Raw genomic sequence first — 13,107 nt, 5'->3', positions numbered from 1 at the left:
CGCACCTGCGGCGCGACACCGGGCCCCCGGCCCGACTCCACCCGCCCGAGGGGGCGTTCGGGCCGGGGGCGGCCCGGACATCCGCCCCCACCGCCCCCACGGCGCCGTCCCTGGCGCTCCCCGCAGAGCTGCCCGGACGTCCGAAACTTTCACGTCCGGCGGGCCGTGGCGGCGCCTGCGGATGCGCGCGGGTCCGGCGGCGGGGAGTTGCGGCGGTGCCTGCGGGTCCGCGCGAGTCCGACGGCGGGGAGCCGTGGCCCGGGTGCGCACCGATCCGCTGGCGGGAACCCGTGACGCGGCAGGCGGTGCCCCGACCCGAGGGGGACGGATGCCCGTCCCCGCGAGGTCCGACGACGGCCAGCACCGTGCCCGGCTCGCGGCGCGACACCGCCTGCCCCCGGCACCGGGGCCCGGCACGCCGAACAGGCCGTGGAGGCGCTGGCGGCCGTGCACGCCATCGACCCGCGACGGTCTTCCTGGCGGTCGCGGCCCGACTGGCCGCCCCCCGGCATCGCCGACACCGAACGCGCCTTCCACCGGGACGGCACTGTGCTGCGCCGCCACGGGATGCGCAGCACCCTGTCCGCGGTCCCCGCCGAACCGGCCCCGGTCGTCCATCCCTCAACCACCGCGAAGCCCGCTGCCCGCGAACGCGCCCGCAGGCTCAAGGACTTCGCCGCGAGCGGCCGGGTTGAGACCGCCGCACGGTCCGCCCTGGTCAGGTCTGCGGCCGCCCCCGCCGCCGCCCCCGCCGCCGCCCCCGCCGCCGACTCCGCCGCCGACTCCGTCTCCAGCCCCGCTTCCCCGGGCAGTAAGGACGGCTCGACTGGCAGTCAACCAAGCTAACTGACACCCGAGTTGCGTGAAGAAATCGACTACGGCGCCAGCACCTCCTACCGGGCCACCCAGCCGGTCGGCATACGCCTGCTGCACGTACTAGGCATCGAGGGGAGCATGGTTCTCCGTCGACCGGTGGGGAGTTGGACCGGCCGCCGGCACCGCTGGGTCCTCGGACCGTCCGTGCCCGCCACCCCCTCGGCCGCCGAACGCAACGGCGCCCAGACGGAGTCGACCCGGCACCGGTTGGCGGCGTACGGCCCGGCGACCGAGGAGGACCTGGCACGGTGGACCGGCTGGGGCGTGCGCAAGGTCCGGGCCGCCTTCGCCGCGTGCACCGCCGCCGAGGTCGAACTCGCCGACGGTTCCAGCGGGTTCGCTCTAGCCGACGCCCTAGAACCGCTGGCCGACCCCACCCCGTGGGCGGCGCTGCTCCCGGCCCTCAACCCCACCGCGAGGGGATGGAAGCACCGGGACTGGCGCCTCTCCCCCGAACACCGCACCCACCTGGTCGACCGGACCGGCAACCTCGGCCCGACCGTCCGGTGGAACAGCCGGGTGATCGGCAGCTGGGCCCAACAACCGGACGGCGAGGTCGTCTTCGACCTCCTCACCGACCCCGGCAGCCAGGTCCGGGAGGTCGTCACCGCCGAGGCCACCTCCCTCCTCGCCGACACCCGGGTCACCCGACGCTTCCGCCCCCTGGAACGCCGTCTCGCCTCCTGACCCGCCCCCCGGGGTCGGTCCGCGGTGCGCCGCAAGCCCGTCAGGCCCGATCTGCTTGCAGCGCAAGGGCGTTGAGGAGATTCACCTCGTCCTGCCTGCGACATCAACCGCCCGCACAGACCAGGGCCTGCCGTTTGGATCAGTCGGTCGTTGGACCGGGTGCGCCCGCATCTTCCTCTGGTCCACCCAGTGATCCGAACGAAACTGCCCAGCGCCAGGTCGGGGCAAGGCCAGGACACGGTGCGGGTGCCGTTGGACGCTGCTGTCGGCCGGCGCGGCTGAGCCGGACCGAGTGGCCGGAACGCGACCTCATTCGCCCGAAGTAGCATACTGTGCAAGGCAGTTCATGATGAAAGATGGCTCCGCGAAAGCGTCGCTGCTACCGTTCGATCCATGATGGTCAACATGCCCACTGGGCTCGGCAGGCCAGCACGGGACAACTGGCTCATGCTGCTGTCGTCGGTCGACCCATCGGAGAGCGGCAGGCGAGCCTTCGACGGCTTGTACGCCAACTTCGGCGCCCGCGTTGATCTTTCGCCCGGCGATTGGGTTCTTTCGGTCATCGGCGAATCGGACCCCGTCGTCCAGGTCCGCCTGTACGAGGTGTCCGCCAGCGGTCGTCTCACGGAGCGTGGTTCCTGGGCCGCTTCCGCCCAGCCCAATTGGATCCTTGAGGTGCGGGACAGCATCGCGGCCCTCGTCAATCCGAGCCATGAGGCGCTCATGCGGGCATACGAGAGCCCTGAAGGACGGGCGGCGATGGAGCAGGTCCGCAAGCGCCTCAATCCCTAGGCAGGTTCTTTGCGACAGTCGGTCGTTGGTCCGGGTGTGCCGTTGGCTGATGCGCAGTGGGCGCGGATTGAGCCGTTGCTCCCAGACCGGACGCCGAAGCGGGGTGGCCGCTGGCGGGACCATCGTGAGGTGATCGGCGCGCTCGCCTTCAAGTTCCAGACGGGTACCCGGTGGGTGCACCTGCCGGAGAAGTGCGGCAACTGGCGGGGCATCTACAACCGGCTGCGGATGTGGGCTGCCGACGGCACGTGGGAGCGGGTATTCACCGCCCTGGTGGCCCAGGCCGACGCGGACGAAGACGTCAACTGGGCCGTGTCCGTGGACTCCACCATCGTGCGCGCTCACCCGCACGCTGCCGGAGCCCGCAAAGAGGGGCCCGGCCGGAGAGCCGGGCGATCACGCCGTCGGCCGATCCCGGGGGCGGACTGACCACGAAGATCCGCCTCGCGGCCGACGGCCACTGCCGGCCGCTGGTGTTCGTCCTCACCCCCGGTCAGGCCGGAGACGCACCGGCCTTCACGGACGTCTTGGCCCGTCTGCGCGTTCCCCGCCCTGTGGGACGGCCCCGCACCAGGCCGGACCGATCCTGGCTGACAAGGCGTACTCCTCCCGCGCGATCCGCGACCATCTACGCAGACGCGACATCCGGGCAGCGATCCCGGAACGGGCCGACCAGCAGGCCAATCGCCGACGGCGCGGAACGGCCGACGGCAGACCACCGGCCTTCGACCGCGAGGCGCACAAGCAGCGCAACACCGTCGAGCAGCGCATCGACCGCCTGAAGCAGTGGTGCGGTATCGCTATCCGCTACGAGAAGACCGCGACCATCTACCTCGCCGGACTCCATGTCGCGGGCATCTTCCTCTGGTCCGCCCGGTGATCCAAACGAAACTGCCCAGGGGCCTCGCTCCGGAACGACCGGCCGGTCCCACCCACCTCCTGACCTGCCCTCACCCGGGGTCGGCCAGTGGCGTGCCGCGAGTCCGTCGGGCCCGATCCGCTTGCAGCACACGGGCATTGAGGGGGTCCGCCCCGGCCCGCCCGCGGCATCAACCGCCCACGCGGGCCCGGGGCCTCGCTCCGAAGCGACCGGTCAGTCCCAGTCCTGCAGTTGCTGGATCAGGTCGGCGTCGCCCTCGATCCGCAGCGAGTCGGCCGGGATGCGCATGTACATGAGCAGGGCCATCTCACTGGCCGTGCCGTGGAGGGCGGTGGTGGGCTTGTTCTCGGCGGCCTGCGCCGCGGTGAGGCGGACGTAGCGGGAGCCGGCGGCGTCCACCGTCTGGCGCCAGATGCCGGCCCCGGCCACGTGGTAGTCGATGGTGGCGGGCTCGTTCGGCCACGGGTGCGTGCCGGTGCAGACGGTGGCGAGGAACTCGTCGACGGCGTCGAGCGCCTCGACCGTCGGCAGGTCCTGCGGGGCCCCGGCGGCCAACTGGGCGTCGTAGGTGTGGATCAGCGTCTCCGGGACGCGGCGGCGGGCGACGGTGGCCGTCGTGTGCGACGAGGCCAGCGGCTCCCACCAGGCCCAGCAGCCCCGGTCCGGACCGGCCTCGCGCAGGGCGGCGATCAGCTGCTCGGTCGAATCGGCCAGCCAGGCCGTGAGGGCCTCGCGCTCCCTGGGCGCGGCCCGCCCGTCCTTGCTCGGCCGCTCGTCGCCCGGCGCGGTGTTCAGCACGATGTGGGCCCAGAAGCGGTCGCCCTCGCTGAGGTGGTTCGCCAGGTCGTACAGCGTCCAGCCCGGGCAGGAGGGGACATCGGCGTCGAGGCTGGGAGCCGCGGCGACGGCGGACCGGAAGGCGGCGGACCGCTCGTCGAGCATCCGGAGCAGGGTGGAGAAATGATGCTGTTCAGTCACCCGGACCTTCTACCACCCGGCCCGAAGCCCGCGCACTCGATTAAACCGACCGGCGACAGCGGCCGGCGGCGGTGAAGGTCCGCGACCCTGCCGCTCGGCCCGGCCGCTCCTCCCGGTACGGCGAGCATCGAACTGCTACCCGCACTGCGCGAGCGGTACGGCAATCCGCCGACCGTGATCCGGCAGGACGGGAACCAGCCGCTGCCGGCGGAGGCTCGGCCTCTGAAGATCATCTGACATCGGCCCGATCGGGTGAACCGGTAATGATCAAGCCTTTCCCGGTGGTTAGGATCACCGCATCCGACTGATCGTCAGATCGCCCGGACCGCCCGGGGGGTGGCGCACACCGCCCCCGCACCGGGCATCCGCGCCGCCGCCCCACGGACGGCGCTCCTCCCCCGCGCTTCCTCGCGCCCTCTCGCGCCCCCGCCTCCGTGCGCACCCGCCCCACTCGGATGCGCCGTGCCCGGGGCCAGAAACGTTTCGGCCACGTACCAAAGGACAGCCCGCACCATGACTGCCACGCTCACCGACACGGACCTGTTGCAGGCCGCCGTCGACCACGTCCGCACCCACGACACCGCCGCACTGCTGCGGGCGTTACTCCCCGGCCTGGACGGCCTCGAACTGCGGGCCCTGACGGAGCGCTGTCGCTTCGCGCACACCGCGCTGCTGGTCTTCCCGCCGGATGCCGACGCCCTGCGACGCACGCTGGCCGACTGCGGGTTGACGGCCCGGGAGGCCGCGCGGCCGAGCACCGTCGTGCGGGAGCGGCTGGCCCTGCGGCACCGCCGCGACCCGGCGGGGCTGGAGGTCGGCATCCTGCGGCCGACCGTGACGGGGCTGGACGGCGAGCGGCGGGTGGTCGAGCTGTTCGCGCTGTCCGTGCCGCCGGGCTCGGACCTGGCGGAGCTCGCCGCCCACGAACGGACCGCGCAGCACGAGGCCCATCTCGGCTTCGAGGTGGACCGGCCGGACCCGCTGGTGCTGCGCGGGCTGTGCGCGCTGCTGGCGCGGCACGGCGCGGGCCCGGACGGCGGCGGGTACAACCCGCACGAGGACGGCACGGTGTTCTACTTCGAGGCTCCGGCCACCTCGAAGGCCGGGTACCGCCGGATCGAGCTGTACGCGCCGGGCGACCACCGCGACCTGCTCGCCGACCACTTGGCCCGGCACCGGGCCGACCGGCCCGCCGAGGCGATGCTGCGCCGGCTCACCGGCGCGTGGACCACCCAGGCGCTGGCCGCGTTCGCCGAGCTGGGGGTGCCGGAGGCGATGGACGAGCACGCGGCGCGCACCGCCGGGCAGTTGGCGGCAGTCGTCGGCGCGGACCCGGATGCCCTGCTGTCGCTGCTGCGCTACCTGTCGATGCTGGGCGCGGTCGTCCAGGACGGCCCCGGTTTCCGGCTCTCCCCGGCGGGCGCGCTGCTGCGGGCGGACGCCCCGGGGTCGCTGCGGCCACTGGCGCTGATGTACGCGGGGCCGTTCTACCAGTCGTTCGCGCGGCTGTCGGACACGGTGCGCACCGGACAGGTGGCGTTCGACCTGATGTTCGGCGAGAACCATTTCGACCATTTCGCGCGCGACCCGGAGTTGGCGGAGCTGTTCGACCGGTCGATGGCCGCGAGCACCCGGATGTTCGATCCGCTGCCGGCCCATCCGGCGGTCCGGGCCGCGGCGGCCGCCTCCACGCCGGACGCGCCGCGCACCGTGGTCGATCTCGCGGGCGGCACCGGTGAGTTGCTGGCGCGCCTGCTGACCGCCCACCCCGGCCTGCGCGGCGTGCTGCTGGAACGCCCCCAAGTCGCCGACGCCGCACGGCGGTTCCTCGACACCGCGGGCTGCGGCGCGCGTGCGGTGTGCCGGGCCGGTGACTTCGCGGACGTGCCGACCGGCGGTGACGTGTACGTCCTGTCGCGGGTGCTGCACGACTGGGAGGACGCGCGCTGCCGGGAGATCCTGCGCCACCTGGCGGCCGCGATGCCCCCGCACGCCGACCTGTTGATCGTCGAACGGGTCCTGCCGGACGACGGTTCGCCCTCGCTGGCCACCGCCTGGGACCTGCACATGCGGTGCAACGTCGGCGGCCGCGAACGCACCACCGCGCACTACGCGCGCCTCCTGGCCGACGCGGGGCTGGAGCTGGTGGACCGCGCACCGCTGCCGCTGGACGCGTATGTGATGCATGTGCGCAAGTCCGCTGCGGGGAAGGTTGGCTGACAGTCCGTCAATTCCATCACGCAGGACCGCGCCGCTCGCCGCCCCGTCTCTCGGCGGTCGCAGTCAGGCCGCCTGGAGGGCCCTGCGCCCGGCCGGTCCGGCAGTGGTGACGGCGGGAATGGCCGTTCCACGGGTGCGGGGTGAGGCCATCTCGACCAGGTGGGCCCCGGCGGCGCGGATGCGGTCGGCGACGGTGCGGGCGGTGTCCGGGTCGAGGGCGAAGACCCAGGCGCCGGGGATCAGCACGGTGTCGACGAGGCCGGCGGCGAGGTCGGTGAGCAGCTGCTCCAGCCGGGGGCCGCGTTCGGTGGAGCGGGTGCCGTTGTCGAGGTAGACGAGCGGGCGGGCGAGGCCGCTGCGGTCGGCCAGGTCCTCGAGGGCGCGGCGGTGGGAGATCATCTCCCACCGGTCTTCCGGGTAGCAGCGCAGGTAGATGGCGGTGCTGTTCTTCGGCATTGGTCCCTCGCAGGGTGGGTCCGGCGGGATGGGCACGCTGAGTCACGGGGGCTGCTGCGAATCGGCCGCCGATGCGATCGGTGGGTTCAGTCTGCGCCGCGTCGGACAACGTTGTCCAGAGGTTCCGCACACGTTTCCGAAAGTCGATAATTGTTAAGCAATGTTTTAGTAATGCAAGGCAGATTTGACGGAAGCATCGCACGGTAGCAAGCCGTATCGATTCAGCGATTCGGCGGTGGAGTTGTCGGAAATCCCCTGCCGCACGCTCCCCGAGGGCACGCCGGGCCGGCGGCCGGAGCACCCCGCCCGACGCATCGCCGGCCACTACGCTCCGTGCCCGTCCGGGGTGGCGCCCTCCCCTTCAGCGAGGTCCCGATCTAGCGTGGGCGGTGTCGGCGGTGGAGGGAGTGCGCGGTGGTGGACGGGTTCTCGCGGGCGGCAACGGGGAGCGCCAAGTGGGCGCGGGCGGGGGCGGGGAGCATCGCCATGGGGGTGGCGGACATGGATCTGCCGGGGCCGCCGGCGGTGGGGGCGGCGCTGCGCGTCCGGGCGGGGCATCCGGCGTTCGGGTATCCGGTGGCGGAGGCCGCCGACCGGGCGCTGGTGGCCCGGTGGTACCGGTGGCGGCACGGGGTGGAGGTCGACCCGGCCTGGGTGATGCTGCTGCCAGTGGCGCCGGGGACGGCGGTCCGGCTGCTGCTGGAGGCGGTGCGCCCGCTGTCGGGCCCGGCGGTGTTCACCACCCCCGAGTGGGGCGGCTTCGCCCGGGTCTGCCGGGCGGCGGGCGTGGAGTACCGGGAACTGCCGCTGCTGCCCGCCGACGGCACGACCACCCCGGCGGCCGACCCGGCAGCCACCCCGGAGACCCACCCGGCAATCGGCCCGGCAATCGGCCCGGCGGCCACCCCGACAGGCGGCGCGGAAAGCGGTTTCCGGCTGCCCCTGGAGGAGATCGCGGCGTGCCGTCCGGGCCTGGTGCTGCTGAGCAGTCCGCACAATCCGACGGGGCTGCTGCGGTCGGCCGGGGAGATCCGGGCGCTGGCCCGGGCGGTGGCGCCGGGGTTGCTGGTGTCGGACGAGGTGCACGGGGACCTGCGGCACCCGGACGCGGGGGCGCCGCATCCGGTGGCGGTGGCGGTGACGGAGGGGGCGGCGAACGTGGTGACGCTGAACTCGGTGGGCAAGACCTTCAACGTGTCGGGGCTGCCGAGCTGTTTCGCGCTGGTGCCGGACCCGGCGCTGCGGGAGCGGCTGGCGGCGGTGATGGCGGGGTTCGGGCTGTGGGAGGGCGGTCTGCTGGGGGCGGTGGCGCAGCGGGCGGCGCTGGCGGAGGGCGGGCCGTGGCTGGAGGGGTTGCTGGGGCATCTGGTGGCGGCGCGGGAGTTGGCGGTGGCGGCGCTGGGGTCGGCGGTGCTGGCGCGCCCGGAGGCTTCGTACCTGTTGTGGTTGGACGGTTCGGGGCTCGGGAGCCGCGCGGAGCTGATCACGGAGCGTCAGGTCGAACTGGCGGACGGTTCGGATTTCGGACGGGCCGGTTCCGGGCGCCTCCGGCTGAATTTCGCCCTGCCGATGGACCGCCTGCGCACCGCTCTCACCCGCTTGACCTGCGAGAAGAACACTTGAGCGGCATCGAGGTTTGCCCCGGAGCAGACTGAGCAGGAACAACCGGGCCCGAGTCGCGTACCGAGGGATGGTGAAACCCGGTGACATCTGTACGTCCGCAGCAGGCCGCCGAAGAGGCGGAGTCGGCACGGAGCGTGACCCGTACGGCGGAGTTGACCGAGGCTTCGGCCGAGCGTCAGCTGGGCGCCATCTGCTTCAAGATCGGCCCGCCCGCCCTGGTGGGGGTGGAGGCGGAGTGGTTCGTCCACGACACCCGATGTCCGGGTGCTCCGGTGGACCCCGCCCGGGTGGCGGCCGCGTTGGCGGTGCTGCCCGGTTCGGCCGACGGACCGGTGCTTCCGGCCGGTTCGCGGTTGACGCGTGAACCCGGCGGGCAGGTCGAGCTCAGCTCCCCGCCCGCCGCCGATCCGGCCGCGTGCGCGGCGGGGTTGAGCACCGATCAGGCGGTGCTGCGGGCGGCGTTGGCCGCCGAGGGGCTGCGGTTGACCGGCAGCGGCACCGATCCGCTGGACCGCGAGCGCCGGATGCAGGCGGACCACCCGCGCTACCGGGCGATGGAACGTTACTTCGGCCGGGGCGGCCCGTGGGGCCGGATCATGATGACGGGCACCGCCTCGGTGCAGGTCTGCGTGGACGCCGGGACCGAGGAGTCGTTCGCCCGGCGCTGGGACCTGGTCCACCGGCTGGGGCCGGTGCTGGTCGGCGCGTTCGCCAACTCCCCGCTGCTGGAGGGGCGTCCGACCGGCTGGAAGTCGACCCGGCAGCTGGTGTGGTCCCGGATGGACCCGTCCCGGACCCTGGCCCCGGCGCCGGCGCCGGCGGGCGATCCGCGCGAGGCGTGGGCCCGGTACGTGCTGGACGCCGAGGTGCTGTGCGTGCGCCGCCCGGACGGGCTGCCGTGGGACGCCCCGGCGGGGCTGACCTTCCGCGACTGGCTGCGCGGCGGGGGCGAGCGGCCCGCGACCCTCGCCGACCTGGACTACCACCGCACCACGCTGTTCCCGCCGGTGCGGCCGCACGGCTACCTGGAGCTGCGGATGATCGACGCGCAGCCCGGCGAGGGCTGGCGGGTGCCGCTGGCCCTGGTGACGGCGCTGCTGGACGACCCGGTGGCGGCGGGGCAGGCCGCGGCGGCGGTGGAGCGGCTGGGCCACGCGGGCAGCCGGGCGCCGCGATCGGGGCTGTGGCGGCGGGCGGCGGCCCTCGGCATGGCCGACCCCGATCTGCGCCGGGCCGCGCTGGACTGTTTCGCGGCGGCCGAGGGCGCGCTGTCGCGGAGCGGCAGCCCGCTCCGTCCGGCCCTGGCCGAGTTCGCCGCCCGTTACCCGGCGCGGGGCCGCTGCCCCGCCGACGACCAGCTGGCCGCCCTGCGCACCGGCACCGGCCCCGCCCTGCAGGAGGACGTACCGTGCTGAACGCCGACCGGACCGACCCCGCGCTGCTGCGCGACCTGATCGCGGCCGAGCTGATCGCCGCCCGGGAGCGCACCGCCGGCCTCACCGAGGCCGTGGACGACGCCGAACTCGTCGCCCAGCACTCGCCGTTGATGTCGCCGCTGGTGTGGGACCTGGCGCACATCGGCAACCAGGAGGAGCTGTGGCTGCTGCGCAACGTCGGCGGCCGCGACCCGATGCGCCCGGAGATCGATCCGCTGTACGACGCCTTCGAGCACCCGCGGGCCGAGCGGCCCCGGCTGCCGCTGCTGCCGCCGGCCGAGGCCCGGGCCTACGCGCACGAGGTGCGCGGGCGGGTGCTGGACCTGCTGTCGACCTCCCCGTTGGAGGGGGCGCCGCTGCTGGAGGCGGGGTTCGCGTTCGGGATGGTCGCGCAGCACGAGCAGCAGCACGACGAGACGATGCTGATCACGCACCAGTTGCGGAAGGGTCCGGCGGTGCTGGACGCGCCGCCGCCGCCCGCGCCGGTCGGGGGGCCGCTGCCGGCCGAAGTGCTGGTCCCGGCGGGGCCGTTCACGATGGGGACGGACACCGAGCCGTGGGCGCTGGACAACGAACGGCCCGCGCACCGGGTCGAGCTGCCGGCGTTCTGGCTGGACACGGTGCCGGTCTCCAACGGCGCCTACCAGCAGTTCATGGCGGACGGCGGGTACGGGGACCGGCGCTGGTGGACGCCGGAGGGCTGGGCGCACCGGATGGACGCGGACCTGTCGGCGCCGCTGTTCTGGTTCCGGGAGGGCGGGCAGTGGCTGCGCCGGCGCTTCGGGCACGTGGAGCCGGTGCCGGCGGACGAGCCGGTGGTGCACGTGAGTTGGTACGAGGCGGACGCGTACGCCCGGTGGGCGGGGCGGCGGCTGCCGACCGAGGCGGAGTGGGAGAAGGCGGCCCGGCACGATCCGGCGGCGGAGCGCTCGCGGCGTTTCCCGTGGGGTGACGGGGCGCCGGGCCCGGAGCACGCCAACCTGGGCCAGCGGCATCTGCGCCCGGCCCCGGTGGGGGCCTATCCGGAGGGCGAGGCGCCGTGCGGTGCGCGGCAGTTGATCGGTGACGTGTGGGAGTGGACGGCGAGCGACTTCGCGCCGTACCCGGGGTTCTCGGCCTGGCCGTACAAGGAGTACTCGGAGGTGTTCTTCGGTCCGGAGTACAAGGTGCTGCGGGGCGGGTCGTTCGCGGTCGCGCCGGTGGCCTGCCGGGGGACGTTCCGGAACTGGGACTATCCGGTGCGGCGGCAGATCTTCTCCGGTTTCCGCACCGCCCGGGATGCCGAGGTGCGGCTCTGATGTGCCGTCACTTCGCTTATCTGGGAAGGCCGGTGGCGATCCGGTCGGTGCTGCTGGACCCGCCGTTCGGGCTGCTGCGGCAGTCCTGGGCGCCCCGGCTGCAGCGCCACGGCACCGTCAACGCGGACGGCTACGGGGTGGGCTGGTACGCGGACGGCGACGAGCGCCCGGCCCGCTACCGGCGCGAGGGGCCGATCTGGGCGGACGGCGATCTGGCGGACCTGGCCCGGGTGGTGCGCTCCTCGGCGGTGCTGGGGGCGGTGCGTTCGGCGACGGCGGGTTGTGCGGCGGGCGCGCAGGCGGCGGCGCCGTTCGCCGCCGGGCGCTGGCTGTTCAGCCACAACGGGGTGCTGCCGGGCTGGCCGCGGGCGTTCGCGCCGCTGGCCGGGCTGCTGCCGCCGGACGAGTTGCTGGAGTTGGAGGCGCGGACCGATTCGGCGCTGCTGTGGGCGGTGGTGCTGAACCGGCTGCGCTCCGGCGCCGAGTTGGGCGACGCGCTGGCCGAAGTCTGCCTGGCCGCGGCCGAGTCGGGTGATGCCCGGCTCAACCTGCTGGTCACCGACGGCACTTCGGTCGCCGCGACCGCGTGGGGCGACACCCTGTTCCTGCGCCGGGACCCGGACGGCTCGGTGCTGGTGGCCTCCGAACCCTTCGACGACGGGCCGGGCTGGTCCGAAGTCCCCGACCGCACCCTGCTGGTGGCCGACGCGGCCGGCAGCTCGCTGACCCCGCTGACCCCGCACAGCCCGCACAGCTCGCTGACCCCGCACAGCCCGCAGAGCCCGCAGGCCGCGACCGGCCCGCGCACCCGAGAGGACGTCCCGCGATGACCGGATACCGGCTGACCCGACTGCTGCCCGAGGACCACCTGGCGCGGGCGCTGCGCGCGGACGTGCGCGAGGGCCTGACGGCGCGGCCGAAACGGCTGCCGCCGAAGTGGTTCTACGACGCCCGCGGTTCGGAGCTGTTCGAGGAGATCACCCGGCTGCCCGAGTACTACCCGACCCGGGCGGAGCGGGAGATCCTGACCGCCCGGGCGGCGGAGGTCGCGGCGGTGACGGGGGCCCGGACGCTGGTGGAGCTGGGGTCGGGCTCCTCGGAGAAGACCCGGCTGCTGCTGGACGCGCTGCGGGCCGCGGGGACCTTGGAGCGGTACGTGCCGGTGGACGTCAGCGAGAGTGCGCTGGAGTCGGCGGCGAAGGCGCTGATCGAGGAGTACCCGGGGCTGGAGGTGTCCGCGGTGCTGTCCGACTTCACCGCGGGGCTGGGCCTGCCGGAGGGCGGCGGGCCGCGGCTGGTGGTGTTCCTGGGCGGCACGCTGGGGAACCTGCTGCCGGCCGAGCGGGCGGTGTTCCTGTCCGGGCTGCGGTCCCAACTGCTGCCCGGCGACGCCCTGTTGCTGGGGACCGACCTGGTGAAGGACCCGGCGGTGCTGGTCGCGGCGTACGACGACGCGGCGGGGGTGACGGCGGCCTTCAACCGGAACCTGCTGGCGGTGCTGAACCGGGAGCTGGACGCGGACTTCGACCCGGAGCAGTTCGAGCACGTGGCGCTCTGGGACGCCGAGCAGGAGTGGATCGAGATGCGGCTGCGCTCGCGGCGGGACCAGACGGTGAAGGTCGCCGAGCTGGGCCTGCCGGTGCACTTCGAGGCCGGGGAGGAGCTGTACACCGAGGTGTCGGCGAAGTTCCGGCGCGAGCGGGTGGAGCGGGAGCTGTTCGCGGCGGGCCTGCGGCTGACGGACTGGTGGACGGACGCGGCGGGCCGGTTCGGGCTGTCGCTGTCGCGGCCGGCCGAGGACGTCGTGGACTGACGGCCGGGGCGGCCGTGCCCGGGGCCTCGGGGCGGCCCCGGGCACGGG

11 protein-coding genes and 1 pseudogene are annotated in these 13,107 nt (G+C 74.1%); 10 read left to right on the top strand and 2 right to left on the bottom strand.

All coding sequences use genetic code 11. The features are described 5' to 3' along the window. Positions 1-429: 429 nt before the first annotated feature. The 4 genes and pseudogenes from ACIQBJ_RS08105 to ACIQBJ_RS08090 all read left to right on the top strand — a co-directional run bounded on the left by ACIQBJ_RS08105 (position 430) and on the right by ACIQBJ_RS08090 (position 3,235). A complete protein-coding gene (locus ACIQBJ_RS08105) occupies positions 430-846 on the top strand; it encodes a hypothetical protein (protein WP_400705461.1) in 417 nt (138 codons plus the stop codon). Positions 847-858: 12 nt separating this feature from the next. Next, a complete protein-coding gene (locus ACIQBJ_RS08100; protein ID WP_400705458.1) occupies positions 859-1,563 on the top strand; it encodes a DNA glycosylase AlkZ-like family protein in 705 nt (234 codons plus the stop codon). A 393-nt stretch (positions 1,564-1,956) separates the two neighbouring features. Next, positions 1,957-2,355 (top strand): hypothetical protein, encoded by a 399-nt coding sequence (locus tag ACIQBJ_RS08095; RefSeq protein WP_400705455.1) that lies wholly within the window; start codon positions 1,957-1,959, stop codon positions 2,353-2,355. 9 nt (positions 2,356-2,364) lie between these two features. Further along, a pseudogene (locus ACIQBJ_RS08090) lies at positions 2,365-3,235 on the top strand (IS5 family transposase). 213 nt (positions 3,236-3,448) lie between these two features. Here the strand turns inward: ACIQBJ_RS08090 and ACIQBJ_RS08085 are convergent. Continuing rightward, entirely contained in the window at positions 3,449-4,213 is a 765-nt protein-coding gene (locus ACIQBJ_RS08085; RefSeq protein WP_400705452.1) for a maleylpyruvate isomerase family mycothiol-dependent enzyme, read from the bottom strand. 513 nt (positions 4,214-4,726) lie between these two features. Here ACIQBJ_RS08085 and ACIQBJ_RS08080 point away from each other — a divergent pair. Beyond that, on the top strand, positions 4,727-6,433 hold the full coding sequence (locus ACIQBJ_RS08080; RefSeq protein WP_400705449.1) for a methyltransferase: 1,707 nt from the start codon (positions 4,727-4,729) through the stop codon (positions 6,431-6,433). Positions 6,434-6,496: 63 nt separating this feature from the next. Here ACIQBJ_RS08080 and ACIQBJ_RS08075 read toward each other — a convergent pair whose 3' ends face one another. Further along, the gene (locus ACIQBJ_RS08075; protein WP_400705446.1) at positions 6,497-6,889 is read right to left on the bottom strand and encodes a hypothetical protein; all 393 of its coding nucleotides are present in this window, start codon (positions 6,887-6,889) and stop codon (positions 6,497-6,499) included. Between the two features lie 486 nt (positions 6,890-7,375). On the opposite strand from ACIQBJ_RS08075, the gene ACIQBJ_RS08070 reads away from it, so the two are divergent. The 5 genes from ACIQBJ_RS08070 (at position 7,376) to egtD (ending at position 13,059) form a co-directional block, all read left to right on the top strand. Further along, positions 7,376-8,512, top strand: coding sequence for an aminotransferase class I/II-fold pyridoxal phosphate-dependent enzyme (locus ACIQBJ_RS08070; protein ID WP_400705443.1), 1,137 nt, complete (start codon positions 7,376-7,378; stop codon positions 8,510-8,512). A gap of 80 nt (positions 8,513-8,592) precedes the next feature. Continuing rightward, entirely contained in the window at positions 8,593-9,927 is a 1,335-nt protein-coding gene (gene egtA, locus ACIQBJ_RS08065; RefSeq protein ID WP_400705440.1) for an ergothioneine biosynthesis glutamate--cysteine ligase EgtA, read from the top strand. Next, entirely contained in the window at positions 9,921-11,246 is a 1,326-nt protein-coding gene (gene egtB, locus ACIQBJ_RS08060) for an ergothioneine biosynthesis protein EgtB (RefSeq protein WP_400705437.1), read from the top strand. Before egtA ends, egtB begins: the two co-directional genes overlap by 7 nt. Further along, the gene (gene egtC, locus ACIQBJ_RS08055; protein ID WP_400705434.1) at positions 11,246-12,076 is read left to right on the top strand and encodes an ergothioneine biosynthesis protein EgtC; all 831 of its coding nucleotides are present in this window, start codon (positions 11,246-11,248) and stop codon (positions 12,074-12,076) included. The genes egtB and egtC overlap by 1 nt, the downstream gene beginning before the upstream one ends. After that, entirely contained in the window at positions 12,073-13,059 is a 987-nt protein-coding gene (egtD, locus tag ACIQBJ_RS08050) for an L-histidine N(alpha)-methyltransferase (protein ID WP_400705431.1), read from the top strand. The genes egtC and egtD overlap by 4 nt, the downstream gene beginning before the upstream one ends. The last annotated feature ends 48 nt before the right edge of the window (positions 13,060-13,107 follow it).

It is taken from the genome of Kitasatospora sp. NPDC088391 (assembly GCF_044753345.1).
In the GTDB taxonomy this organism is placed as follows: Bacteria; Actinomycetota; Actinomycetes; order Streptomycetales; family Streptomycetaceae; genus Kitasatospora.
The sequence above is the reverse complement of the archived record's forward strand: the minus strand, read 5'-3'. Positions and strand labels throughout refer to the sequence as shown.